Source organism: Marmoricola sp. Leaf446, assembly GCF_001424755.1.
Lineage (GTDB): Bacteria > Actinomycetota > Actinomycetes > Propionibacteriales > Nocardioidaceae > Marmoricola.
On the sequence record NZ_LMRF01000001.1, the window covers coordinates 1222365 to 1245770 of the forward strand.

Consider the following 23406-nt stretch of genomic DNA (forward strand, 5'->3'; position numbering starts at 1 on the left):
CAGCGCCAGCGCTTAACGGCCGCGCAGGTTGCCGCGCATGCCCTTCATCGAGGTCGGGATCGGGCCCTTGGGCATGGGCACGGCCGAGCGGTGGGCGTCGATGGCCTTGATGCGCGCGAGCACGTCGGTCAGCTGGGCGGGCTTGACCTCCTTGCCGAGCTTCTGGACGGTCTTGGTCAGCTTGGGCAGCGGCACCTGTCCGGGCTCGCGGCCGACGATCAGCTCGTGGATCGGCACCTCGCGGGCGACCCGCTCGTGGCGGCGGCGCTCGGAGGCCAGCAGGCCCTTGAGGCGGGTCGGGTTGCCCTCGCCGATCAGCACGATGCCGGGACGGCCCACGACGCGCGTGACGATGTCCTGCTGCTTGTTGACCGCGACGGCCGGATCGGTCTTCCAGCCGCGGCGCAGCTGCTGCAGCGCGGCGGCTGCGGCACCGGGACGCCCCTCGATCTGCTTGTACGCCGCAGTGGCGGCGCGGCGCCCGAAGACCACCAGCACCGCGAACAGGCCCACGAGCACGCCGATGAGGATCGGGAACCACAGCGTGCGGAAGATCAGCAGCATCAGCGCGAAGCCAGCGAGGCCCGCGAGCAGGAAGGTGCCCAGCAGGATCAGCCCGATCCGGGGATCGGACTTCTTGGTCATGGTGTAGCTCTGCCGGATCTGTGCGATCCGACCGGGCTTGGAGGGGTCCTTGACCTTCTTCGCCTTGGGCTGCTTCTCGAGCTTCGTCGCCATGGGTGATGCCTTCGGGTGGTTCGGGTGGGCCGTCGCCCAGTCTCTCAGACGGGACCGGGGAGGGTCAGGACGCGGTCTCGCGCGCCTCGATGGCCTGCTGGTAGAGACGACCGGCGCGGTAGGAGGACCGCACCAGCGGCCCGCTCAGCACGCCGGCGAACCCGATCTCCTCGGCCTCGGTCGTCATCTCGACGAACTCCTCCGGCTTGACCCAGCGCTCCACGGGGTGGTGGCGCGGCGAGGGCCGGAGGTACTGCGTGATGGTGATCAGCTCGCAGCCCGCGGCGTGCAGGTCGACCAGCGCCTGGTGGATCTCCTCGCGGGTCTCGCCCATGCCGAGGATCAGGTTGGACTTGGTCACCAGGCCGAACGCGCGGGCCTGGGTGATCACGTCGAGCGAGCGCTCGTAGGTGAACGCCGGGCGGATCCGCTTGAAGATGCGCGGCACCGTCTCGACGTTGTGGGCGAGCACCTCGGGGCGGCTCTCGAAGACCTCGCGGAGCAGCTCGGGGCGGCCGTTGAAGTCGGGGATGAGGTTCTCCACGCCGGTGCCGGGGTTGAGCTCGTGGATCTGCTTCACCGTCTCGGCGTACAGCCAGGCGCCGCCGTCGGGCAGGTCGTCGCGGGCGACGCCGGTGATTGTGGCGTAGCGCAGGCCCATCGTCTGCACGGACTCCGCGACACGACGGGGCTCGTCACGGTCGAGCGGCTGCGGCTTGCCGGTGTCGATCTGGCAGAAGTCGCAGCGACGGGTGCACTGGTCGCCGCCGATGAGGAAGGTCGCCTCGCGGTCCTCCCAGCACTCGTAGATGTTGGGACAGCCGGCTTCCTGGCAGACGGTGTGCAGGCCCTCGGACTTCACGAGCTTCTGCAGCTCGGTGTACTGCGGGCCCATCTTGGCGCGCGTCTTGATCCACTCGGGCTTGCGCTCGATGGGGGTCTCGGCGTTGCGGGCCTCGAGGCGGAGGAGCTTGCGGCCTTCACTTGCTACCTGGGTCACCGTCCCAGCGTACGTCGGTGACGCAGGTCTCCCCGAGCCGGCGGTCGTGCTCGGCGCTTAGACGTCGCGACGCGAGAACCACGCCAGCGAGACGACGCAGGCGAGCACCAGGAGCACGCCCAGGAACAGCACCGCCTCGGTGTGCGTCAGCACCTGCAGCTGCGAGCAGCGGCCCAGCAGCGAGCACGTGGCCGACGGGTCGTCGTAGGTGTAGTCGGTGCGCAGCCAGCCGACCGCGTTGGTGCCGACGGCCCAGCGGCCGGCGCCGTCGATCGGCAGGAGGCTGACCGCGACCTCGCCGCCCACGGCGTAGACGAACAGCAGCGCGAGCGTGGCCACGGTGTGGCGGAAGACCATGGTGAGGGCGAAGGCGCCGAGACCCGCGGCGGCGGACAGGGCGACCCCGCGGCCGACCTGGAGCGCGACGTCGGCCAGCTCGCCGCCGCCCACGGTCACCCCGCGGGCGCGGGCGACGAGCAGCAGCACGGCCCAGAAGGCCGCCAGGGCAACGAGCGCGGTCACGGCGCAGCCCAGGACCACCGCGCCCGCCTTGGCCAGCCAGACCCGTCGCCGGCGGCCCTCGAAGAGCAGCTGGGTGGCCATCGAGCCCGAGCCCCAGTCGCCGCCGGCGAAGGTGCTGCCGGCGACGATCAGCAGCCCCGCGACCAGCAGCCCGACCTGCACGCCACGACCCTCGCGGACCACGACGGGGTCGAGCGCCTCGCGGGGGTAGAAGCTGTCGGCGGCGGGCAGCAGCGCCGACGCGCAGTCGGCCGCCTCCGCCTCGGGGCCGAGGTAGTCCGTCGGCGCCTCGCGGCAGGCCCGCAGCTCCGAGCGCACCTGCGGGTCGCGCCCGGCGAGGTCGACCTGGGCCTGCGCGTCGACGCGCTCGGCCTGGGTCAGCGGGCGCGTCTGGTAGGCCGTCAGGCCGGCCACCAGGGCAGCGGCGACGACGGTGCCGAGCACCAGCAGGGCGATGCTGCGGCGGGTGCGGAACCGGCTCAGCTCGACCAGCAGCAGGCGCGTCACGAGGCCTCCTCCTGGTCGCGCTGCCCGTCACGACGACCGGTCAGGCCCAGGAAGAACGTCTCCAGCGTCGGGCGCACCTCGGTCAGCTCGCTGACGAAGAGACCGCGCCCGGCCAGCAGCCGGGTCAGCCCGGCCGGGTCGCCGTGGCCCTCGACGACGAGGGCGGCGCCGTCGCGGGTGACGGTGTGGCCGGCGGTCTCGAGGAAGTGCTGCGCCCCGCGGGGGTCGGCGACGACGAGGCGGGTGCGCGAGACCGTGTCGCCGAGCAGGTCCTGCACCGGCCCGGAGGCGAGCAGCCGGCCGCGGCCCACGATCGAGACCGAGTGGCAGACCTGCTGCACCTCGGCCAGGATGTGCGAGCTCAGCAGCACCGTGACGCCGGAGTCGCCGAGGTTGCGCACCAGGTCGCGGATCGAGCTGATGCCGGCCGGGTCCAGGCCGTTGGTGGGCTCGTCGAGGATCAGCAGGTCGGGGTCCTTGAGCAGCGCCGAGGCGATGGCCAGGCGCTGGCGCATGCCGCCGGAGTAGGCGGCGTACGACGTGCGGTCGCGGCGCTCGAGCCCGACCTGGTCGAGCGCCGACTCGACGGCGCCGCGGGGGGCGCCGACGGTGCGGGCGAGCAGGCCGAGGTTCTTGCGGCCCGAGAGCGTGGGCACGAAGTGGGGCGCCTCGACGACCGCGCCGACCCGGCCCAGCACCTCGGGCAGCCCGGCGGGCACGTCGGTGCCGAAGAGCCGCATCTCGCCGCTCGTGGGGCGCGCGAGGCCCAGCAGCAGCCGCAGCGTGGTGGTCTTGCCCGAGCCGTTGGGGCCCAGGAAGCCGTGGACGCCGCCCGCGGGGACGGCGAGGTCGAGCCCGTCGAGCGCGGCGTGGCGGCGGAGCCCGGAGCGGTAGACCTTGCGCAGGTCGCTCGTCTCGATCACGAGCTCGCTCATGCGACGTGCACCCCTCGTCAGCCGCCCGGTCCTGGACCGGTCCAGCATGGCGCAGCGGTCGGTCAGCCCCGCGGATTGAGCACGGGGACACGCAGGTCCGCGTGCTCCCTCGCCACGGCGGGCCGGCGGCCCGGCTCGGGGCGGGCGTCGTAGTCGGGCGTCGCGGCGTACGGCTCCCAGGCGAGCAGCTCGGTCAGCCGCGCCCGCACCAGCGGCAGCACCTCGGTGACGGTGACCCGGCGGCCGAGCTCCGCGCTGAGCGTGGTGACGCCGGCGTCGTCGATGCCGCAGGGCACGAACCGGTCGTACCACTCCAGGTCGACGTCGCAGTTGAGCGAGAAGCCGTGCATCGTGACGCCACGGGCGACGCGGATGCCCAGCGCCGCGATCTTGCGCTCGGGGCGGCCGGGGCCGGCGTCGGTCGCGGGGGTCGCGCGCAGCCACACGCCGCTGCGTCCGGGCACCCGCGCGGTGGTGACGCCGAGGTCGGCGCAGACCAGGATCAGGGCCTCCTCGACGCGGCGCACGTAGTCCACGACCAGCACGTGGTCGGGCAGCGCCACGATCGGGTAGCCGACCAGCTGTCCGGGGCCGTGGAAGGTGATCTTGCCGCCGCGGTCGACGTCGACGACCTGCACCGGCTCGCCGGTCGCGCTCGAGAGGTCGGTGGGCCGCTCGTGGGGCTCGGTGCGCTTGCCGGCGGTGTAGACGGGCGGGTGCTCGAGCAGCAGGGTCGTGCCCGGACCACCGGCGACGACCTCGGCGTGCACGGCTCGCTGCCGCTCCCACGCCTCGAGGTAGTCCACGGGGGCGTCGGTCAGGTCCAGGAACTGCAGCTCGGCCACCCGGCCACGGTATCTCGCTCCGCGGCGCGATCCGCCTGTGGACGACCGACCACGAACGCCCCGGAGCGGGCAGCCTGGGCGCATGACGGTGTGGCGGGCGGTGGGTCTCGGGCTGTGCGCGGTGCTGGTCGCGCTGGCGGCGTGGACGGGTCGGGAGACACCCTCGCCGGTCCAGGCGGCCGAGCCCGCGGCGGTCGCGCCGTCCCCTGCGGCCGGGACGGGACCCCTCGGGGTGCTGCGGGCCTGGGACCGGCGGCGGGCGGCGGCGTGGGCGGCGGGCGACGCCGAGCGGCTGCGGCGGCTCTACGTGCCCGGGTCGCGGGCCGGGCGGTCCGACGTGCGGTTGCTGGGGGAGTACGCCGCCCGCGGCGTCCGGGTGCGTCGGCTCACCACCCAGGTCTTCGCCGTCGACGTGGTGGGGGCCGCGCCCGGTCGGTGGCGGCTGCGTGTGGTCGACCGGGTCGCCGGCGGCGAGCTGGTCGAGGACGGACGCGTCCGGGCGCTGCGCAGCGGACCGGTGGTCACCCGTCGGGTCGAGCTCGTGCGTCGCGGCGACGGCTGGCGCGTGGGCGGGCGGGTCTCGTGACAGGCGCTGCGCGCCTTCCCCGACCAGCCGGCTCGGGTGGCCGAGGAGGTTGCGCAGCAACCGTCACGAGACCCGTCACCGGCTGGGGGAGAGGCCCTCCGCGAGCACCGCGCGGACGTCCGCGTCGTGCCAGGTGTAGCCGCTGCGCGTCAGCGCCTCGGGCACGGCGTTGACCGAGTCGAGCACCAGGCCGCCCAGCTCGCCGCCGGCCTTGCGCAGCACCACCGCGGGGGCGGGCACGACGGCCGGCCGGTGCAGCAGCGAGCCCAGCGCCTCGGTGAACTCGGCGTTGGTCGGGGTGACCTCGGAGCAGAGGTTCACCGGGCCCTCGACGTCGTGCGTGGCGGTGTGGATGACGGCGTCGACCCAGTCGCGGGCGCTCATCACCGGCATGTGCTGGGTGCCGTCGCCGAGCCTGCCCCCGAGGCCGGCCGAGAAGAGCAGCCGCAGCCCCTTGAGCGGCATCGAGCGGCGGTCGAAGACCGGCGAGGTGCGCAGCACGACCACGCGGGCGCCGGCCTGCGACGCGGGCTCGGCGGCGGCCTCCCAGGCGCGGGAGACGCGGGTCAGCAGGGCGTCGCCGCGGGAGTGGGCCTGCTCGGTCAGCGGCTCGGAGCCGTGGTCGCCGTAGAAGCTGATGCCGTTGCCGGCCAGGAACACCGGCTTGGCCGACGAGGCGGCGATCGCGTCGGCCAGCACCGAGGTGGTGGTGATCCGGCTGTTCATCAGCTCGCGCGCCCACCGGCTCGAGTGGGGGTTGCCGACCAGCGGCGAGCCGGCCAGGTTGACCACCACGTCGTGGTTCTCGACGACCTCGACGCCCAGCGGGGCGGCGTACGGGTCCCAGCGGAGCTCCTGGCTGCCGGGGGCGCGGCGTACGAGGGAGGTGACGTCGTGGCCGGTGGCGACGAGCCGCTCACGCAGCTGGGTGCCCAGGAAGCCGGAGGAGCCCGCGATCAGTAAGCGCATGCCTGAAGCGTCCCACCGGGGTGGTCGGCAGGGCGACCGGGGCCGCGCCCCGTGCCTGCCGCTCGCCCTGCCACTTGCCCCGGGCAGACCCCGACGCAATAGGCTCGGCCCCGTGAGTGATTTCGATGTCGTCGTCCTCGGTGCGGGCCCCGGTGGCTACGTCGCCGCCATCCGCGCCTCGCAGCTCGGCCTCAAGGTCGGCGTGATCGAGAAGCAGTACTGGGGCGGGGTGTGCCTCAACGTCGGCTGCATCCCCTCCAAGGCGCTGCTCCGCAACGCCGAGCTCTCCCACATCCTGACCCACGAAAAGGACGTCTTCGGCATCACCGGCGACGTCTCGATGGACTACAAGCCGACCCACGCACGCTCGCGCGAGGTCTCGGAGTCCATCGTCAAGGGCGTCCACTTCCTGATGAAGAAGAACAAGATCGAGGAGATCCACGGCTGGGGGACCTTCACCGACGCCAAGACGATCGAGGTCGAGCTCGACGACGGGTCGAAGCGCACCGTCACCGCCGACAACGTCATCATCGCGACCGGCGCCACCACCCGCCTCGTGCCCGGCACCTCGCTCAGCGACAACGTCGTGACCTACGAGGAGCAGATCCTCGACGACAAGCTCCCCGGCTCGATCGTGATCGCCGGCTCCGGCGCCATCGGCGTGGAGTTCGCCTACGTGATGAAGAACTTCGGCGTCGACGTCACCATCGTGGAGTTCCTCGACCGCATGGTGCCCACCGAGGACGCTGAGGTCTCCAAGGAGCTCGCCAAGCACTACAAGAAGCTTGGCGTGAAGGTCCTGCTCAAGACCAAGGTCGAGAAGATCGAGGACACCGGCTCCGGCGTCAAGGTCACCGTCTCCAAGGACGGCAAGGAGGAGGTCATCGAGACCGACAAGGTCCTCCAGGCCATCGGCTTCGCACCCCGCCTCGACGGCTACGGCCTCGACCAGACCGGCGTGAAGACCACCGAGCGCGGCGCGATCGAGGTCGACGCCCGCGGCCGCACCAACGTCGACGGCGTCTGGGCGATCGGCGACGTCACCGGCAAGCTGATGCTCGCCCACACCGCCGAGGCGATGGGCATCGTCACCGCCGAGACGATCGCGGACCACGAGACCATCGAGATCGACTTCGACATGATCCCGCGGGCGACGTACTGCCAGCCGCAGATCGCCTCCTTCGGCTACTCTGAGGCGCAGGCCAAGGACAAGGGCTACGACGTCAAGGTCGCCAAGTTCCCGTTCTCGGCCAACGGCAAGGCCAAGGGCCTCGGCGACAGCGTCGGCTTCGTCAAGATCGTCGCCGACGCCGCGCACAACGAGATCATCGGCGCCCACCTCATCGGCCCCGACGTCACCGAGCTGCTGCCCGCGCTGACCCTGGCCCAGAAGTGGGACCTCACCGCCGACGAGGTCGCCCGCAACGTCTTCGCCCACCCGACCCTCTCCGAGGCCGTCAAGGAGGCCGTCGAGGGGATCGCCGGGCACATGATCCACATGTAGGTCGCTCGTCACCGGGGCCGGCCCGGCCGGTTTCCCAGGTGATGAACCCGAGCTGCCTCCTCGCACACGTCGCGTCGTGTGCGAGGAGGCAGTTCGCTGTGCGGGGTACGCCGGGCGCCACCTCGCCTCCACAGGCGAGCTCGGTACCCGCCTCGTCCACAGATCCCGGCGGCTGCTGGGCCGCGCTGCCCGACCGGCCGACCCTCGTCGCATGGACGACCCCTTGCGCGTCATCGCGCTGACCGACGGAGTGTTCCTGCGCCGCGAGGCGCTGGAGTGCGGCTACGACGACAAGACCATCGCCCGGCGGGTGCGTGGCGGCGAGTGGCACCGCGTCCGGCACGGCGCCTACTGCTTCGGCGACACCTGGCGCACGAGCACCCCCGACGAACGGCACCTGCTGCTGGCGCGCGCGGTCCTGCGGACGACACCGGGGCCGGTGGCGCTCAGCCACACCACGGCGCTGCTGGCCCACGGGGTCGCGGTGTGGGGTGCCGACCTCTCGCGGGTCCACGTCACGCGACTCGACACCGGGGCCGCCCGGCGCGAGAAGGACGTCGTCCACCACGTCGCGGCGTGCAGCGACGACGACGTCGAGACCGTCGGCGACGTCCCGGTGCTCGGCGTGGCGAGGTCGGTCGTCGAGACCGCGACGGTGACCGGGCTGGAGTCGGCCCTGGTCTCCGCCGACTCGGCCCTGCACCTCGAGAAGACCGAGCGCGACGAGCTGCGGCGCACCTTCGCGGGCATGACGCACCGTCCGGGAGCCCAGAAGATCCACGTCGTGCTGCACCACATGGACGGGCGGTCGGAGTCGCCGGGGGAGACCCGCGCGGCGTACCTCTTCTGGCGGCACGGCCTCCCGCGCCCCGCCCGGCAGCACGCGGTGCGGGACGCCTCCGGGCGCGTGGTCGCGCGGGTCGACTTCGCGTGGCACGAGCACGGCGTGTTCGGCGAGTTCGACGGCCGCGTCAAGTACGGCCGCTACCTCCGCCCCTGGGAGCTGCCCGGGGACGCGGTGTTCCGGGAGAAGCAGCGCGAGGACCTGGTGCGCGAGCTGACCGGCTACCGGTTCGTGCGGCTGGTGTGGGCCGACCTCGAGCACCCGGAGCAGACCGCCGCCCGGGTGCGCGCCGTGCTGGCGCGCCTGGCCGCCTGAGCGTCGTACGCCGGAGCAGGCGGTCTCCTCGCACGCAGAACTGCCTCTGTGCACACGACGTGGTGTGTGCACAGAGGCAGTTCGGGTTCATCACCTGGGAAACCGGACCGGCCCAGGCGTGACCAGGGTCAGACGTCGAACTTGGCGGCCTCCAGGCGACCCTTGACGTCCTGGAGGAAGCGGCCCGCGTCGGCGCCGTCGACCAGCTGGTGGTCGTAGGTCAGCGCCAGGTAGACCATGTGGCGCACCGCGATCGTCTCGCCGAGGTTGGGGTCGTCGATGACGACCGCGCGCTTGACGACGGTGCCCGGCCCCAGGATCGCGACCTGCGGCTTGTTGATGATCGGGGTGTCCCACAGGGCGCCGACGCTGCCGAGGTTGGTGATCGTGAAGGTGCCGCCCGACAGGTCGTCGGGACCGATCTTGTTGGTGCGCGTGCGCTGCGCGACGTCGGCGATCTTCTTCGCCAGGCCGGCGATGGAGAGGTCGCCGGCGTCCTTGACGACGGGGGTCAGCAGACCCTTCTCGGTGTCCACCGCGAAGGCGACGTTCTCGCTGTCGTGGTAGGTCACCTCGCCGGCCTCCAGGTCGAAGGTCGCGTTGAGCGCCGGGTGCGACTTCAGCGCGTCGACCGCCGCCTTGGCGAAGAACGGCAGGTAGGACAGCTTGACGCCCTCGCGGGCCAGGAAGTCGGCCTTCTCCTTGTCGCGCAGCCGCGCGATGTTGGTGACGTCGACCTCGACGACCTGGGTCAGCTGCGCGGAGGTCTGGAGCGACTCGCGCATCCGGGTGGCGATCACCTTGCGCAGCCGGGAGACCTTCTCGGTCTTGCCGCGCAGCGGGCTGGGGGTCGACTCCGAGGCGGCCGGGGCCGACTCGGCGGCCGGCTCCTCCGCGGCCGGGGCAGCGCTGGCCTGCTTGGCCGACTCGGCCGCCGCGAGGACGTCCTGCTTGCGGATCCGACCGCCCACGCCGGTGCCGGTGATGGAGGAGAGGTCCACCCCGTGCTCGGCGGCCATCTTGCGCACCAGCGGCGTGACGTAGGTGCCGCCCTCGGACGAGGACTGCCCGCCCGACGAGCCGCCCGACGACTGCGCGCCCGACGACGAGCCGCCCGAGGGCTGCTCCTGCTTGTCCTGCTTGGTCGGCGCGGGGGTCTCCTCGGCCGCCGGCTCGGCCTTGACCGGGTCCTCGCGCTTCTCCGGCTCCGGCTCGGCGGCCGGCTCCTCCTGCTCGGGCTCCTTCTGGGCCTCGGGCTCGGGCTCCGGCTCCTTCTCGGCCTCGGGCTCCTTCTCGGGCTCCGGCTCGTCGTCGGAGTCGGAGGCCGCGGAGCCGTCGCCGACCACGCAGAGCTCGGCACCGACCTCGACGGTCTCGTCCTCCTCGACGGAGATGGACTGGAGCGTGCCGGCCACGGGGGAGGGGATCTCGGTGTCGACCTTGTCGGTGGAGACCTCGAGCAGCGGCTCGTCGACGGCGACCTCGTCGCCGACCGACTTCAGCCAGCGGGTGACGGTGCCCTCGGTGACCGACTCGCCCAGGGCGGGGAGCGTGACGGGGGTGCCGCCACCGCCGCTCGACTTCTTCGGGGCCGGCTCGTCGTCGGACGCCGCCTGCTCGGCGGCGGGCTCGTCCTCGGCGCGGGCGTCGTCCTTCTCGGACTCGGGGGTCTCGTCACCGTCGGGGAGCTCGCCGGTCTCCGCGGCGTGCTCCTCCTCCTGAGCGGCCTTCTTCTCCGACTCGGCCTCGTCCTTGGGCTGGGCCTCGGGCTCCGCGGCGCCGGACTCGTCCCCGCCGCCCTCGCCCTCGTCGCCGACGACGCACAGCTCGGCGCCGACCTCGACGGTCTCGTCCTCCTCGGCCTTGATCTCCAGCAGCGTGCCGGCGACCGGGGAGGGGATCTCGGTGTCGACCTTGTCGGTCGAGACCTCGAGCAACGGCTCGTCGACCTCGACGGCGTCACCGACCGACTTCAGCCAGCGGGTGATCGTGCCTTCGGTGACGGACTCGCCCAGTGCGGGGAGGTTCACGGGAGTCGACATCGGGTTCCTTTGCTCGTGGTGCGAAACGGGTGCTGAACGGGGTGGGGACGGATGCGGGTGGGGCGGGGTGGTCCAGGGCTATCAGGTCAGGAGTGGGCGTGCAACGGCTTGCCCGCCAGGGCGAGGTGGGCCTCGCCGAGCGCCTCGTCCTGGGTCGGGTGGGCGTGCAGGAAGGGGGCGACGTCCTCGGGGTGGGCGTCCCAGCCGACGATCAGCTGTGCCTCCCCGATGAGCTCGCCGACGCGGGAGCCGACCAGGTGGACGCCGAGGACGGGGCCGTCGGTGCGGCGCACGAGCTTGACGAAGCCCTGGGTCTTGAGGATCTGGCTCTTGCCGTTGCCGCCGAGGTCGTAGGTCAGCGTCTCGACCTCGTCGCCGTGGCGCTCGCGCGCCTGTGCCTCGGTGAGGCCGACGGAGGCGACCTCGGGCTCGGAGTAGGTCACCCGCGGGATGGTCGACTCCTCGACCGGGCGCGGGTCGAGGCCGGCGACCTGCTCGGCGACCAGGACGCCCTGGGCGAACCCGCGGTGGGCGAGCTGGAGGCCGGGGACGATGTCGCCGACGGCGTACACGCCCTCGACGGAGGTGCGGCAGCGCTCGTCGGTGACGACGAAGCCGCGGTCGAGGGTGACGCCCTGCTCGGCGTACCCCAGGCCGTCGGTGACCGGGCCGCGGCCGACCGCGACCAGCAGCAGGTCGGCCTCGTGGGTGGCGCCGCCCTCGACGGTGACCACGACGCCGGCGTCAGTGGCCTTGACCGACTCGACGCGGGTGCCGAGGTGGAAGCGGATGCCGCGCTTGCGGAACGCCCGCTCGAGCGACTTGGAGGACTGCTCGTCCTCGCTCGGCACGAGGTGGGGAAGCGCCTCGAGGATGGTGACCTCGGCGCCGAAGGAGCGCCACACGCTGGCGAACTCCACGCCGATCACGCCCCCGCCGAGCACGACCACCGAGCGCGGCACCTCGGTCAGCCCGAGCGCCTGCTCGGAGGTCAGCACGCGGGTGCCGTCGACCTCGACGCCGGGCAGGGTGCGGGAGAAGGAGCCGGAGGCGAGCACCACGCTCCTCCCGGTGTACGACGCCCCGTCGACCTCGACCGTGCGCGGACCGGTGAGGCGCCCGGTGCCCTGGACGACGGTGATGCCGCGGCTGGACACCAGGCCGGTGAGGCCCTTGTGCAGCCGGGACACGACGCCGTCCTTGTAGGCGTTGACGCCGGCCATGTCGATGCCTTCGAGCGTGGCGCGGACTCCGAACTGCTCGGACTCCCGCGCGGAGTCGGCGACCTCGGCGGCGTGGAGCAGGGCCTTGGTGGGGATGCAGCCGACGTGCAGGCAGGTGCCGCCGACCTTGTCCTTCTCGACGAGGGCGACGCTCAGGCCGAGCTGGGCTGCGCGCAGCGCACAGGCGTAGCCGCCCGAGCCAGCCCCGAGCACGACGACGTCGAACTCACCCGAGCCCTCTGGCACGTCGAACCTCCCCTGTCGCATGTCCGCGTCCATCCAACCACCTCGCCCCGACGGCGCGGAGGAGCCCTGGTGACCCGTCGGTAGCCGCCGACCCCGAGTCGCGCCGTCTGCCCGCGCGGTCACCGGCGATGCCGCACACTGTGCGGCATGAGGTTGCGCGACCGCTTCCGACGTGGCCGGCGCCGGGTCTCCGGTGACGGTCCCGTGGTGCGTGCCTCCGACGCCGCCGACGAGCAGCACCTGCGCGAGTTCATCGCGGCCCGCCGTGGCGTCGAGGGCTTCGTCGAGCCGCGGACGACGGTCACCGACGTGACCCTGCTCCTCGTGGCCCACGACGGGGAGTGGACCCGGCGACGGGTGCCGAGCGTGCGCTGGGCGCACGACTTCTGCAACCGCCACGGCGTCCCGTCGTACGACGCGGGGCTGGTCGGCATCCCGCAGCGGATGCGGGAGTGGAACCACCGGCAGTCGCAGGCCCGCAAGGACCTGCTGCGGCGCAGCGTCCAGGACGACGACGCCGGTCGCTGAGCCGGCTCAGTCGGTCGACGGCTCCGCGGGCACGAGTCCGGCGGCGTACTCCACCAGCGTGGTGACGGCGTAGCCGGTCGCCCCCGTCGGCACGTGTCCCGAGGCGCCGCCGCCGTTCCAGGCCGGCCCGGCGATGTCGAGGTGCGCCCACGGGACGTCGCCGGTGAAGCGCTCCAGGAACGCCGCGGCGTACAGCGTGCCGCCCCAGCGCACCCAGTTGGCCTGCAGCACGTCGGCGATCTCGGTGTCGACGACCGCCTTGCGCGACTCCTCGGGGATCGGGAGCCGCCACAGCTTCTCGCCGCTGCGGCCGGCCGCCTCGGTGAGGGCCGCGGTGGTGGCGTCGTCGCCCATCAGGCCCGCGACCTTCTCGCCGAGCGCGACGACGCACCCGCCGGTCAGGGTGGCGACGTCGAGCAGCACGTCGGGCGACTGCTCGACCGCCAGCGCCAGCGCGTCGGCCATCACCAGCCGGCCCTCGGCGTCGGTGTTGGTGACCTCGACGGTCTGGCCGTCGCGCATCGTCAGCACGTCGCCGGGGCGCATCGCGCCGCCGCCGGGCATGTTCTCGGCCATCGGGGCGTACGCCGTGACCGCGACGGGCAGCCCGAGGGCGCCGATCGCCAGCGTCGCGGCGATCACGGCCGCCGCCCCGCCCATGTCGTTCTTCATCGTCGCCATGCCGGCGCCGGACTTGATGGTGAGGCCGCCGGAGTCGTAGGTGATGCCCTTGCCGACCAGGGCCACGTGGGAGGTCGCGCCGGGCGGTGCCCAGGTCAGCCGCACCAGCCGCGGCGGCCGGTGGGAGCCCTGGCCGACGCCCAGGATGCCGCCGCAGCCCAGCTCGGCGAGCTCGTCGGGGCCGAGCACCTCGACCTCGACCCGGGGGCCCTTGCCCCGGCGGCCCTCGACCAGCTCGACGACACGATCGGCGAACGTCTCGGGGTAGAGGTCGTTGGGCGGGGTGTTGACCCAGTCGCGGGCCTGGTCGACGTGCTCGGCGACGGTGCGGGCCCGCTCGAGGGCCGCGACGGCGTCCTCGTCGCGGGCGACCGGGCTCAGCAGCAGCACGTCGGAGACCGCGGTCGGCTCCGACCCGGACTTGTAGGTGGTGAAGGAGTAGAGGCCGGAGATGAATCCCTCCGCGACCGCCGCGACCAGCGTCGGGTCGTCGGCCGGCAGCGCGAGCGCGACGGAGGCGGCGTTGCCCAGCGAGCGGGCGGCGGTCCCCGCGGCCCGGCGTACGACGTGGGCGTCGACGGCGTCCTCGGCTCCCAGGCCCACCAGCAGCAGCTGGCCGGCGCGGACGCCGTCGGGGCTCGGCACCCGCAGCGTCTCGCCGGGCTCGCCGCGGAAGGTCATCGAGCTGAGCAGCGGCTTGAAGCGACGGCCGTACGCCGCGGCGACGTCCTCGCCGCCCGACGCGACCCTGACGTCACCCCCGGCGGAGCGCACCGCTCCGACGACGACCACGTCGGTCCGGGTCTTGGCGGGGCTTCCCTTGCGCAGCGTGTACGTCGTCACCCTGGGCATCGTAGGGGCAGCCGGTGAGCCACTCGCGCTGCGGTAACTTGCCGACCATGCCCGCCTCGCCGTCCGCCTCGCTCCAGCACTCGCCCCTGCACGAGCGCCACGTCGCCCTCGGCGCCAAGCTGGCCGAGTTCGGCGGGTGGGAGATGCCCCTGGAGTACACCGGCGTCCTCAAGGAGCACGCGGCCGTGCGCGAGGCCGTCGGCGTCTTCGACGTCAGCCACCTCGGCAAGATCGACGTGCGCGGCCCCGGTGCGCTGGAGCTGCTCAACCGCTGCCTGACCAACGACCTGCGCCGGATCGGGCCCGGCCAGGCGCAGTACACCCTGGTCTGCGACGACGCGACCGGTGGCGTGGTCGACGACCTGATCGCCTACGTCCACGACGACGACCACGTGCTGCTGGTGCCCAACGCCGCCAACACCGCCGAGATCCTGCGCCGCCTCCGGGCGGCCGCCCCGGCCGGAGTCGAGGTCACCGACCAGCACACGACCCACGCGGTGCTGGCCGTGCAGGGTCCGCTCGCGGACCAGGTGCTCGAGGCCGTGGGCCTGCCGACCGGCCACGACTACATGTCCTTCCGCGTCGCTCGCCTCGACGGGGTCGAGGGTGCCGAGGTGGTGGTCTGCCGCACGGGCTACACCGGCGAGCGCGGCTACGAGCTCGTCGCGCCGGCCGAGGTCGCCCCGGCCCTGTGGGACGCCCTGCTAGCCGCGGGAGGACCGGTCGGGCTGGTGCCCTGCGGGCTCGGCGCCCGCGACACGCTGCGCACCGAGATGGGCTACCCGCTCCACGGCCAGGACATCTCCCTCGACGTCACCCCGGTGCAGGCCCGGCTCGGCTGGGCCGTGGGCTGGGACAAGCCGGAGTTCTGGGGTCGCGAGGTGCTCACCGAGCAGCGTGCGGCCAGGCCCCGGGTCGTGCTCCGCGGCCTCGTGGCCACCGGGCGCGGCATCGCCCGCCCCGGCATGAGCGTCAAGATCACCCGCGACCTGCCCGTCGGGCACGTCACCTCGGGCACCTTCAGCCCGACGCTGCGCAAGGGCATTGCCCTGGCCCTGGTCAACGCGCAGGTCCAGCTGGGCGCGGAGGTCCTGGTCGACGTCCGCGGCCGCGGCGAGGTCTTCGTCGTCACCAAGCCGCCGTTCGTCGAGGCCGGCGTACGCAGCTCCTAGAGGCACCCGGACCACCCCACCCCCCGAGAGGCACGACATGAGCGAGACCCACGAGAACGCCTTCGCCTCCACCGCGAGCGCCGACACCGTCCCGTGGTGGTGGCAGCTGCTCGACGCCGACGGCCGGGTGGTGACGGGCGAGCGGCGCGAGTTCCCGACGCGCAGCGACGCCGAGAGCTGGGTGGGCGAGGCCTACCCCGACCTCGCCGAGGACGGGGTCGCCTCGGTGACCCTCTTCGAGGGCGACCGCGAGGTCTACGGCCCGATGTCGCTCGCTGCGGAGTGACGCAGCGGTAGGGCGAGCGGCTACTTCGGCCGGCCGCCGATGCGCACCTGGGGCTTGGGGGAGCGCAGCGGACGCACCTGCAGCGCGCGCAGCACGGCGTAGAACACGGTGCCGCGCTGGCTCTCCTCGGGGAAGCGCTCGCGCAGCGCCCGCTTGAGGCGGAAGACCAGCCACAGGGTGTCGATGAGGACCACGAGGATCGTGGTCGTCCACAGCGCGCCGCCGAAGCGGACCAGCGCCGCGTTGCCCGAGGCCTGCAGCACGAAGGTCAGCAGCAGCAGCGGGAGCAGGAACTCCGCGATCGAGACCCGGGCGTCGACGAAGTCGCGGACGAACCGCTTGACCGGGCCCTTGTCGCGGCTCATCAGGTAGCGCTCGTCGCCGTTCTTCATGCCCTCGCGCATCCGGCGGCTCTCCGCGGCGCGCTTGTCCCGGGCCTGGCGACGGGCCTCCTTACTGTCCGTCACCGCGCGGGCCCGCGCCTTGGCGGCTGCCTCGGCCTCGCGCCGCGTCGGCGTCGGGCGTCCCTTGCCGGAGCCGGTGGTGGTGCCGGAGGGGGAGGCGGCAGAGGAGGCGGTGGGCTGGGTGGCGGGCTCGTCGGCCTTGCTGCGGCGGAACACGGGGCGATCCCCTCGGAAGGTGGCGGTGGGCGGTCAGCGTACCCGTCGGCCCGTGTCCCTCGGCCGTGGCTCTGCGCGGGACCCTCGTCCTCGGTGGTGGGGGCCGGTACCGTTGCTCCATGAGCCTCATGAAGCGGATCAGCACGGTCTTCCGGGCCAAGGCCAACAGCGCCCTGGACAAGGCGGAGGACCCGCGCGAGACCCTCGACTACAGCTACCAGCGCCAGCTCGAGATGCTCACGAAGGTACGCCGCGGCGTGGCCGACGTCGCCACGAGCCGCAAGCGCGTGGAGCTGCAGATGAACCAGCTGCAGAACCAGAGCGACAAGCTCACCTCCCAGGCGCAGAAGGCCCTCGACATGGGCCGTGAGGACCTCGCCCGCGAGGCGCTCACCCGCAAGTCGGCCCTCACCGGGCAGCTCAACGACCTGCAGGCACAGCACGCCCAGCTCCAGGGCGAGGAGGAGAAGCTGACGCTCGCCTCGCAGCGCCTGCAGGCCAAGGTCGAGTCCTTCCGGACCCGCAAGGAGACCATCAAGGCCACCTACACCGCCGCCGAGGCCCAGACCCGGATCGGCGAGGCCTTCTCCGGCATCTCCGAGGAGATGGGCGACGTCGGCATGGCGATCCAGCGGGCCGAGGACAAGACGCTGCAGATGCAGGCCCGGGCCGGTGCCGTGGACGAGCTCATCGCCTCCGGTGCGCTCGACGACGCCAGCTCCATCAACCGAGGCGACGACATCTCGCGCGAGCTCGAGGCCATGAGCAGCCAGTCCGACGTCGAGTCCGAGCTCGCCGCGCTCAAGGGCGGCAGCAGCAGCGCCCCGACGCCCCAGCTCGACGCGCCCGACGCCGCGCCCGCCCCCGGGGCCCAGGCCCAGGGCCAGGCGGCGCCCCGGACCGAGGGGGAGCAGCGGTGATCGTCCGCATCCTCACCGAGGGCCAGCTCGAGGTCGCCGACGACCGCGTCGAGGCGCTCAACGCCCTCGACGCCGCCGTCGAGCAGGCCGTGGAGGCCGGTGACCACGAGGCCTTCGCCGACGCCCTTGCGGCCCTCCTCGAGGGCGTGCGCTCTTCCGGCAGCCCGCTGCCGGCCGACGTGCTGCACGACTCCGACCTGATCCTCCCGCCCGCGGACGCGACGTTGGAGGAGGTCCGCGAGATGCTGGGTGACGAGGGCCTCATCCCGGGGTGAGCGGGAACGACGCATGACCGTCCGCGCGTTCACCTGACATGGCCCGCACCCGCTTCGTCAACGACTCCGGACTGACCGTCCGGATGACCGCCGTCATGTTCATCCTCGGCGCGCTGTTCGTCGCCCTGGTCGTCGGACTGATGTACGCCGTCGGCGGGGGCCTGGCCATCGTGATCGGCCTCGCGGGCATCGGCATCGCGTTCTTCCAGTGGTGGCGCTCGGACACCGTGGCGCTGCGCGCGATGGGGGCCCGGATCGTCACCCCCGAGCAGGCGCCCGAGCTGCACGGCATGATCGACCGGCTCTGCGCCATGGCCGACATGCCCAAGCCCCGCGTCGCCATCGCCGACACCCACATCCCCAACGCGTTCGCCACCGGCCGCTCCCCGGAGCGCTCCGCGGTCTGCGTCACGACCGGCATCCTGCAGCTGCTCACCGTCGAGGAGCTCGAGGGCGTCCTGGCCCACGAGCTCTCCCACGTCGCCCACCGCGACGTGCTGGTGATGACCGTGGCCTCCTCGGCCGGCATCGTCGCCGGCATGGTGACCCAGGGCGCCCAGTTCGGCGGCTTCGGCCTGGCACGCTCGCGCGGCAACAACGACAACGGGGGCGGCGCCGCCGCCCTGGTGCTGGCCCTGGTCGTCTCCCTGGTCGTGTACGCCGTCAGCTTCGTGGCGCTGCGGCTGCTCTCCCGCTACCGCGAGCTGTGCGCCGACCGGTCGGGTGCCTACCTGACCCAGAAGCCCAACGCACTGGCCTCGGCGCTGACCAAGATCAGCGGCCAGATGAACGCCGTGCCCGAGCGCGACCTGCGCGCCGCCCAGTCGATGAACGCCTTCTTCATTACCCCCGCCGTGCGCGGCGTCTCGATGAGCACCCTGACCGCGACCCACCCGCCGCTCGAGCAGCGCCTCGACCAGCTCGCGAAGATCGCCACCACGCTCGGCAAGACGTACTGACCGTGGGCTTCTGGGACGCCCTCCGCGGCCGCACCACGCCCCGGGCGGCCACGCTGGACGCCCTCTTCGCCCTGCCGTCGGCCGCACTGACGCTGGAGGCCGGGCTCGGGCTGCGCCCGACCGGCGCCGGCTCGGTGTGCTTCCGGGCCGCCGAGGGGGCGGCCTCGGTGCGCAGCCAGACCGAGGCGGCCGAGCTGGTCGGCCACGACGGCGGCCCGCCGACCGAGTCCACCGTCGACGACTACGGCTACACCTGGCTGACGGTGCGCACCGACCCGCCCGACCCGTCGACGCTGGTGACCGACCTGCACGCCGTCAACTCCGCGCTCGAGGCGCAGGGGTTCTCCTCGAGCCTGCTGTGCTCGGTCATCGCCTTCGTCGACGACCAGGGGGCGCGGGCCTACCTCGTCTACCTCTACAAGCAGGGCACCTTCTACCCGTTCGTGCCCTCGGGTCCCTCGACGCGGGACGCGCTGCGCGAGCGCCAGCTGCGCGACGAGGTGGCCTCCGACCTGCCGTTCGAGCCCGACCCGGGCCGGTGGATGCCGATCTGGGGACTCCCCGTCTAGCGCCGAAATCGAGCCCACCCCGCGACGAAGCGCCTAGAATGCCCGATATGGGAGTTGCGGAGCGGATGCGTGACGCCGAGATCGCGGCGTTGGACCTCGTCGACAACCACCCCCCGGGTGTGCTGGACCACCTCGTGAGGACGGCGGCGCTCGTAACGGGCGCGGCCGGGGCCCGCATCAACGTGCTGACCTCCTCGGCCCAGCACACCATCGCCGACTCCAACGGTGCCGTGGGTCGTTCCGACATCGAGGCCTCGTTGTGCGCCCGGGTGATCGGCACCAGCCCCACCGGTCGTCACGTCGTGCCGGACGCCACGGTGGACCCGCGGTTGCGCGACAGCGAGTGGGTCACCTCGGGGGCCGTGACGACCTACGCCTCGACCGAGCTCGTCAGCTCCCACGGCGTCGCGGTCGGCACCCTGTGCATCTTCGCCCCGCAGCCGGTCGAGGTGGCCGAGAGCACGATGCTCGCGCTGCAGGAGCTCGGGGCCGCCGCCATGGAGGCGCTCGAGACGCACCGTCGCGACGTCGACATGCAGCGCCTGCTCTCCGAGCTCGCCGGCGGCAGCCGCGAGCTGCGCCGCTCCAACGAGCACCTGGCCGCCTTCGCGGGGCAGGTGAGCCACGACGTGCAGGGCCCCCTGGCCGCCGTGCAGATGTCGCTCCAGCTGCTCGAGGAGGAGGTCGCCACCGACGGCGAACCCGTCCAGGACCCCGACGCGGTGGCCATGCTGATGCGCAGGGCGATGTCGGGCGCGCAGCGGATGCGGGCCACCGTGGCCGGACTGATGGACTTCGCCGTCCTCGGCGGCCGGCTCGAGGTCGCGAGGCTCGACACCGGCGTCCTCGTCGAGGAGGTGCTGCAGGACCTCTCCGCCCGGCGCGGCCGCACCGAGGTGGTCGTCGAGGACCTGCCGCCGGTGCACGGCGACGGGGTGCAGGTCCGGGCGGTGCTGCAGAACCTGTTGGCCAACGCGATGAAGTACGCCGTGGCGGAGCGCCCGGTCGTCCGGGTCAGCGGCCGCACCGTGGACGGCGTGACGCGCGTGAGCATCACCGACAACGGCCCCGGCGTGCCCGTGGCCCAGCGGAGCCGGGTCTTCGACCTGATGGTCCGCGGCGACGGGGTGAGCCAGACCGGGGTCGAGGGCCTCGGCATCGGGCTGGCGACGTGCCGCCGTGTGGTGGAGTCCCACGGCGGCCGGATCGGCGTGGGCGAGGCCCCCGGTGGCGGGGCGGACTTCTGGTTCGAGCTGCCTGACCAAACCGACCAAGCGGACCAACCGGGCGCGGTCGCCTGATCGGACCGCGTCGTCCGGGTGCGCGGTCGCCGGACGTGGGTCACACTGCTTCCTGACCAGGTCAGGGGGCCCGATGAGCGAAGCCGACGAGGCGTCGTCCCGCTCCGCTCTCGACCGGGTCCGCGACGCCCAGGTCGACGCCTATCGGGTGGCAGGCCTGCCGCAGGCGGAGCTGACCGACCTCGCCCGGCTGGCGGCCCAGATCGCCGGGGTCCCGGCGGCCGCGGTCAACCTGATGCGCTCGGGCGACCAGACCACCGTCGCGGCGTACGGCACGGAGACCGAGGTGTGCGCCCAGGAGGACGCGATGTGCGCCGCGATCCTCTACGACGGCCACCCGGTGCGCGTCGCGGACGCGTCCACCGATCCCCGGTGGGCCGACAATCCCTACGTCTCGGGGGAGCGCAACGTCTTCCGGTTCTACTGCGCCCACCAGCTGGTCACCCCCGGCGGCGTGGTCTTCGGGACGCTGTGCGTCTTCGACCACGAGCCGCGCGAGATCACCGACGAGGTCGACGACCTGCTCGGCGACCTCGCCCACCGGGTGGTCGACCTGCTGGAGCTGCGGGTGCGCACCCGGCAGCTCGAGGACGCGGTCCGCGACCTGACCCAGACCCGCGGCCAGCTCGAGCGCTCCAACGAGCGGCTCAGCCTCTTCGCCGCCCAGGTCGCGCACGACCTCAAGGGTCCGCTGGCCTCGCTCTCCTTCGCCCTCGGCGTGCTCGACGACCACGACGGGTCGGTCGCCCCGGAGGACGCCTGGCTGGTCGCGCGCGCCCGCGGCAGCGTCGACCGGATGGACGCGCTGATCGGTGACATCCTGCGGTTCGCCACGGTCCAGGGCGGCGTCGTGCTCGACGAGGTGGACCTCGCCGGCCTCGTGCGCGAGGTCTGCGAGGACCTGCAGCTGCAGCTGCAGCGGGTCGAGGTCGTGCTGGGCGAGCTGCCGGCCGTGAGCGGTGACCGCACCCAGCTGCGCCTGGTGGTGCAGAACCTCGTCGCCAACGCCGCCCGCTTCACCCGCGACCGCCGGCACGCCCTGGTGCGGGTCTCCGCCGGGCTCGGCGACGACGTCGGCCGGGCGGGACGACGCGGCTGGTGGCTCGAGGTCGGCGACAACGGCCCCGGAGTGCCGGAGCAGGACCGCGACCGCGTCTTCGAGCTCATGGTGCAGGGCACCGCCTCCGACGGGCTGGGCATCGGCCTGGCCACGGCCCGGCGGCTCGTCGAGGCCCACGGCGGCACGGTCCGCATCGGTGACGCACCCGAGGGCGGTGCGCTGCTGCGCATCGACGTCCCCGCGGGCTGAGCCGCCCGCGGGCGACGCGGGCTAGGGTCCGGGCATGCGCGTCGTCATCGCTCCCGACAAGTTCGCCGGCACGCTGAGCGCGGTCGAGGCGGCCGCCGCGATCGCGGAGGGCTGGTCGCGACGTGCCCCCGACGACGAGCTGGTGCAGGTGCCGATGTCCGACGGCGGCCCGGGGTTCGTCGACGTGCTCCACGCCGCGCTCGGCGGCGAGCTCCAGGCCGTGACCGTCGACGACCCGTACGGCGCCCCCGTCCCCGCCGCGGTGCTGCGCGTGGGCGACACCGCCTACCTCGAGTGCGCGCAGGCCGTCGGCCTGCACCTGACCGAGCCCGACCGGCGGCGGCCCGAGGACGGCACCACCGTCGGCCTCGGACAGCTGCTCGCCGCGGCGGTCGAGGGCGGTGCGCGCCGGGTGGTGGTCGGCCTCGGCGGCTCGGCCACCAACGACGCCGGCGCCGGCCTGCTGGCCGCCCTCGGGGCCACCGCCGGGGCGGGCTCGCTCACGCAGGGTGCCACCGGGCTCGCCGAGGTCGGCGACGTCGACGTGAGCGCCGCCCGGGCCGCGGTGGAGGGGGTCGAGCTGGTCGTGGCCAGCGACGTCGACAACCCGCTGCTCGGCATCACCGGCGCCACCAAGATCTTCGGTCCCCAGAAGGGGCTCCCCGACGAGCGCCTGGTCGTCGTCGACGGCTGGCTGCAGCGCTTCGCCGAGCAGACCGACCGCAAGCTGGCCGCCCGCAAGGGCACCGGCGCCGCCGGCGGGCTCGGCTTCGCCCTCCAGCTCCTCGGCGCCGAGCAGACCAGCGGGGTGGTGGTGGTCGCCGAGGCCGTCGGGCTCGCCGACCTGGTGCGCGGCTCCGGGCTGGTGCTCACCGGCGAGGGCGCCTTCGACTTCCAGTCCCGCTCCGGCAAGGTGCCCTACGGCGTGGCCGAGGTGGCGGCCGCGGCGACGGTGCCGTGCGTGGCGCTGGCCGGCCAGGTGCTGGTGGGGTCCCGCGAGATGCGCGCCCTCGGCGTGGAGTCGGCGTACTCCCTCGTCGACCTGGTGGGGGAGGAGCGCGCCTTCGCCGCGCCCGCGGACGCCCTGGCCGAGCTGGCCGAGCGCACCGCCCGCACGTGGTCGCGCTGATGGCTCGGAATATCCGGTCGTGTGCGACGATTGAGACGTCGTATCGCGCACCCGATCAGCACTGGAGAGCCACATGACCGAGCAGGTCGACACCGCTAGCGAGATCCGCACCGACGGCATCAACGTCACCGACACCGCGTCGAGCAAGGTCAAGAGCCTCCTGGAGCAGGAGGGTCGCGACGACCTCCAGCTGCGCATCGCCGTGCAGCCCGGCGGCTGCTCGGGGCTGCGCTACCAGCTCTTCTTCGACGAGCGCACCCTCGACGGCGACGTCGTCACCGACTTCGACGGCGTGTCCGTGGTGGTGGACCGCATGAGCGTCCCCTACCTCAACGGCGCCACCATCGACTTCATGGACTCGATCGAGAAGCAGGGCTTCACCATCGACAACCCCAACGCCACCGGCTCCTGCGCCTGCGGCGACAGCTTCCACTGAGCTGACGGCCCTCCGGGGCCACGGATTTCCAAGGCCGGTCCCCACCGGCGCCCCGCGCCCTGTCGGACGCGACGAGAGGCGGTTCCCCTCGAG

24 protein-coding genes are annotated in these 23406 nt (G+C 73.2%); 14 read left to right on the forward strand and 10 right to left on the reverse strand.

Annotated features, from left to right (window positions below):
* Nucleotides 1-12: 12 nt before the first annotated feature.
* From ASG49_RS05750 to lipB, 5 genes are all read right to left on the reverse strand, one after another.
* Nucleotides 13-738, reverse strand: coding sequence for a DUF4191 domain-containing protein (locus tag ASG49_RS05750; RefSeq protein ID WP_082533806.1), 726 nt, complete (start codon nucleotides 736-738; stop codon nucleotides 13-15).
* 64 nt (nucleotides 739-802) lie between these two features.
* Complete coding sequence (gene lipA / locus ASG49_RS05755) at nucleotides 803-1738, reverse strand: lipoyl synthase (protein ID WP_056538217.1); 936 nt, start codon at nucleotides 1736-1738, stop codon at nucleotides 803-805.
* Between the two features lie 57 nt (nucleotides 1739-1795).
* A complete protein-coding gene (locus ASG49_RS05760) occupies nucleotides 1796-2767 on the reverse strand; it encodes a hypothetical protein (protein ID WP_056538220.1) in 972 nt (323 codons plus the stop codon).
* On the reverse strand, nucleotides 2764-3702 hold the full coding sequence (locus tag ASG49_RS05765; protein ID WP_056538223.1) for an ABC transporter ATP-binding protein: 939 nt from the start codon (nucleotides 3700-3702) through the stop codon (nucleotides 2764-2766). The genes ASG49_RS05760 and ASG49_RS05765 overlap by 4 nt, the downstream gene beginning before the upstream one ends.
* A gap of 62 nt (nucleotides 3703-3764) precedes the next feature.
* Nucleotides 3765-4547 (reverse strand): lipoyl(octanoyl) transferase LipB, encoded by a 783-nt coding sequence (gene lipB / locus ASG49_RS05770; protein ID WP_056538225.1) that lies wholly within the window; start codon nucleotides 4545-4547, stop codon nucleotides 3765-3767.
* A gap of 82 nt (nucleotides 4548-4629) precedes the next feature.
* Here lipB and ASG49_RS05775 point away from each other — a divergent pair, with 82 nt between their 5' ends.
* Nucleotides 4630-5133 carry a hypothetical protein gene (locus ASG49_RS05775; RefSeq protein ID WP_056538228.1) on the forward strand — a complete coding sequence of 168 codons (504 nt, stop codon included), beginning with the start codon at nucleotides 4630-4632 and terminating at the stop codon, nucleotides 5131-5133.
* 75 nt (nucleotides 5134-5208) lie between these two features.
* Here the strand turns inward: ASG49_RS05775 and ASG49_RS05780 are convergent, their stop codons facing one another.
* Nucleotides 5209-6102, reverse strand: a complete 894-nt coding sequence (locus ASG49_RS05780; RefSeq protein WP_056538231.1) for a TIGR01777 family oxidoreductase — start codon at nucleotides 6100-6102, stop codon at nucleotides 5209-5211.
* A 112-nt stretch (nucleotides 6103-6214) separates the two neighbouring features.
* Here ASG49_RS05780 and lpdA (ASG49_RS05785) point away from each other — a divergent pair, with 112 nt between their 5' ends.
* Together lpdA (ASG49_RS05785) and ASG49_RS05790 are read left to right on the forward strand one after the other, a co-directional pair.
* Complete coding sequence (lpdA, locus tag ASG49_RS05785) at nucleotides 6215-7606, forward strand: dihydrolipoyl dehydrogenase (RefSeq protein ID WP_056538234.1); 1392 nt, start codon at nucleotides 6215-6217, stop codon at nucleotides 7604-7606.
* 211 nt (nucleotides 7607-7817) lie between these two features.
* Entirely contained in the window at nucleotides 7818-8765 is a 948-nt protein-coding gene (locus ASG49_RS05790) for a type IV toxin-antitoxin system AbiEi family antitoxin domain-containing protein (RefSeq protein WP_056538237.1), read from the forward strand.
* A 128-nt stretch (nucleotides 8766-8893) separates the two neighbouring features.
* On the opposite strand, the gene sucB is transcribed toward ASG49_RS05790, so the two are convergent.
* Together sucB and lpdA (ASG49_RS05800) are read right to left on the reverse strand one after the other, a co-directional pair.
* Entirely contained in the window at nucleotides 8894-10807 is a 1914-nt protein-coding gene (gene sucB / locus ASG49_RS05795; protein WP_056538240.1) for a 2-oxoglutarate dehydrogenase, E2 component, dihydrolipoamide succinyltransferase, read from the reverse strand.
* Nucleotides 10808-10893: 86 nt separating this feature from the next.
* Nucleotides 10894-12276: a dihydrolipoyl dehydrogenase gene (gene lpdA, locus ASG49_RS05800; protein ID WP_235561915.1), complete on the reverse strand. Its 1383-nt coding sequence runs from the start codon at nucleotides 12274-12276 to the stop codon at nucleotides 10894-10896.
* 147 nt (nucleotides 12277-12423) lie between these two features.
* Between lpdA (ASG49_RS05800) and ASG49_RS05805 the strand changes: the two genes are divergently transcribed.
* Entirely contained in the window at nucleotides 12424-12804 is a 381-nt protein-coding gene (locus ASG49_RS05805) for a hypothetical protein (RefSeq protein ID WP_056538246.1), read from the forward strand.
* A gap of 6 nt (nucleotides 12805-12810) precedes the next feature.
* Here ASG49_RS05805 and ASG49_RS05810 read toward each other — a convergent pair whose 3' ends face one another.
* Complete coding sequence (locus ASG49_RS05810) at nucleotides 12811-14337, reverse strand: leucyl aminopeptidase (RefSeq protein ID WP_200936206.1); 1527 nt, start codon at nucleotides 14335-14337, stop codon at nucleotides 12811-12813.
* Between the two features lie 47 nt (nucleotides 14338-14384).
* On the opposite strand from ASG49_RS05810, the gene gcvT reads away from it, so the two are divergent.
* Together gcvT and ASG49_RS05820 are read left to right on the forward strand one after the other, a co-directional pair.
* Nucleotides 14385-15509, forward strand: coding sequence for a glycine cleavage system aminomethyltransferase GcvT (gene gcvT, locus ASG49_RS05815; RefSeq protein ID WP_056538252.1), 1125 nt, complete (start codon nucleotides 14385-14387; stop codon nucleotides 15507-15509).
* Between the two features lie 37 nt (nucleotides 15510-15546).
* A complete protein-coding gene (locus ASG49_RS05820; RefSeq protein ID WP_056538255.1) occupies nucleotides 15547-15795 on the forward strand; it encodes a hypothetical protein in 249 nt (82 codons plus the stop codon).
* 20 nt (nucleotides 15796-15815) lie between these two features.
* On the opposite strand, the gene ASG49_RS05825 is transcribed toward ASG49_RS05820, so the two are convergent.
* Nucleotides 15816-16415 carry a DUF3043 domain-containing protein gene (locus tag ASG49_RS05825; protein ID WP_056538258.1) on the reverse strand — a complete coding sequence of 200 codons (600 nt, stop codon included), beginning with the start codon at nucleotides 16413-16415 and terminating at the stop codon, nucleotides 15816-15818.
* Between the two features lie 119 nt (nucleotides 16416-16534).
* On the opposite strand from ASG49_RS05825, the gene ASG49_RS05830 reads away from it, so the two are divergent.
* The 8 genes from ASG49_RS05830 to erpA all read left to right on the forward strand — a co-directional run bounded on the left by ASG49_RS05830 (nucleotide 16535) and on the right by erpA (nucleotide 23313).
* On the forward strand, nucleotides 16535-17335 hold the full coding sequence (locus ASG49_RS05830) for a PspA/IM30 family protein (RefSeq protein ID WP_056538261.1): 801 nt from the start codon (nucleotides 16535-16537) through the stop codon (nucleotides 17333-17335).
* The gene (locus ASG49_RS05835) at nucleotides 17332-17610 is read left to right on the forward strand and encodes a hypothetical protein (RefSeq protein ID WP_056538264.1); all 279 of its coding nucleotides are present in this window, start codon (nucleotides 17332-17334) and stop codon (nucleotides 17608-17610) included. The genes ASG49_RS05830 and ASG49_RS05835 overlap by 4 nt, the downstream gene beginning before the upstream one ends.
* A 38-nt stretch (nucleotides 17611-17648) precedes the next feature.
* Nucleotides 17649-18569, forward strand: a complete 921-nt coding sequence (gene htpX / locus ASG49_RS05840) for a zinc metalloprotease HtpX (RefSeq protein WP_056538268.1) — start codon at nucleotides 17649-17651, stop codon at nucleotides 18567-18569.
* A 2-nt stretch (nucleotides 18570-18571) separates the two neighbouring features.
* The gene (locus ASG49_RS05845) at nucleotides 18572-19138 is read left to right on the forward strand and encodes a hypothetical protein (protein WP_056538271.1); all 567 of its coding nucleotides are present in this window, start codon (nucleotides 18572-18574) and stop codon (nucleotides 19136-19138) included.
* Between the two features lie 47 nt (nucleotides 19139-19185).
* Complete coding sequence (locus ASG49_RS05850) at nucleotides 19186-20439, forward strand: ATP-binding protein (RefSeq protein ID WP_162244498.1); 1254 nt, start codon at nucleotides 19186-19188, stop codon at nucleotides 20437-20439.
* A gap of 73 nt (nucleotides 20440-20512) precedes the next feature.
* Entirely contained in the window at nucleotides 20513-21748 is a 1236-nt protein-coding gene (locus ASG49_RS05855) for an ATP-binding protein (protein WP_056538277.1), read from the forward strand.
* 34 nt (nucleotides 21749-21782) lie between these two features.
* Complete coding sequence (locus ASG49_RS05860; RefSeq protein WP_056538280.1) at nucleotides 21783-22877, forward strand: glycerate kinase; 1095 nt, start codon at nucleotides 21783-21785, stop codon at nucleotides 22875-22877.
* Between the two features lie 73 nt (nucleotides 22878-22950).
* Nucleotides 22951-23313 (forward strand): iron-sulfur cluster insertion protein ErpA, encoded by a 363-nt coding sequence (gene erpA / locus ASG49_RS05865; RefSeq protein WP_056538283.1) that lies wholly within the window; start codon nucleotides 22951-22953, stop codon nucleotides 23311-23313.
* The last annotated feature ends 93 nt before the right edge of the window (nucleotides 23314-23406 follow it).

What these genes read in the sequence shown, in the direction of transcription:
- ASG49_RS05750 (WP_082533806.1), bottom strand. Translation starts at nt 738, where the DNA reads ATGGCGACGAAGCTCGAGAAGCAGCCCAAGGCGAAGAAGGTCAAGGAC.
- ASG49_RS05805 (WP_056538246.1), top strand. Translation starts at nt 12,424, where the DNA reads ATGAGGTTGCGCGACCGCTTCCGACGTGGCCGGCGCCGGGTCTCCGGT.
- ASG49_RS05855 (WP_056538277.1), top strand. Translation starts at nt 20,513, where the DNA reads ATGAGCGAAGCCGACGAGGCGTCGTCCCGCTCCGCTCTCGACCGGGTC.
- ASG49_RS05850 (WP_162244498.1), top strand. Translation starts at nt 19,186, where the DNA reads ATGGGAGTTGCGGAGCGGATGCGTGACGCCGAGATCGCGGCGTTGGAC.
- ASG49_RS05830 (WP_056538261.1), top strand. Translation starts at nt 16,535, where the DNA reads ATGAGCCTCATGAAGCGGATCAGCACGGTCTTCCGGGCCAAGGCCAAC.
- gcvT (WP_056538252.1), top strand. Translation starts at nt 14,385, where the DNA reads ATGCCCGCCTCGCCGTCCGCCTCGCTCCAGCACTCGCCCCTGCACGAG.
- sucB (WP_056538240.1), bottom strand. Translation starts at nt 10,807, where the DNA reads ATGTCGACTCCCGTGAACCTCCCCGCACTGGGCGAGTCCGTCACCGAA.
- htpX (WP_056538268.1), top strand. Translation starts at nt 17,649, where the DNA reads ATGGCCCGCACCCGCTTCGTCAACGACTCCGGACTGACCGTCCGGATG.
- ASG49_RS05775 (WP_056538228.1), top strand. Translation starts at nt 4,630, where the DNA reads ATGACGGTGTGGCGGGCGGTGGGTCTCGGGCTGTGCGCGGTGCTGGTC.
- ASG49_RS05790 (WP_056538237.1), top strand. Translation starts at nt 7,818, where the DNA reads ATGGACGACCCCTTGCGCGTCATCGCGCTGACCGACGGAGTGTTCCTG.
- ASG49_RS05780 (WP_056538231.1), bottom strand. Translation starts at nt 6,102, where the DNA reads ATGCGCTTACTGATCGCGGGCTCCTCCGGCTTCCTGGGCACCCAGCTG.
- erpA (WP_056538283.1), top strand. Translation starts at nt 22,951, where the DNA reads ATGACCGAGCAGGTCGACACCGCTAGCGAGATCCGCACCGACGGCATC.
- ASG49_RS05765 (WP_056538223.1), bottom strand. Translation starts at nt 3,702, where the DNA reads ATGAGCGAGCTCGTGATCGAGACGAGCGACCTGCGCAAGGTCTACCGC.
- ASG49_RS05860 (WP_056538280.1), top strand. Translation starts at nt 21,783, where the DNA reads ATGCGCGTCGTCATCGCTCCCGACAAGTTCGCCGGCACGCTGAGCGCG.
- ASG49_RS05810 (WP_200936206.1), bottom strand. Translation starts at nt 14,337, where the DNA reads ATGCCCAGGGTGACGACGTACACGCTGCGCAAGGGAAGCCCCGCCAAG.
- ASG49_RS05820 (WP_056538255.1), top strand. Translation starts at nt 15,547, where the DNA reads ATGAGCGAGACCCACGAGAACGCCTTCGCCTCCACCGCGAGCGCCGAC.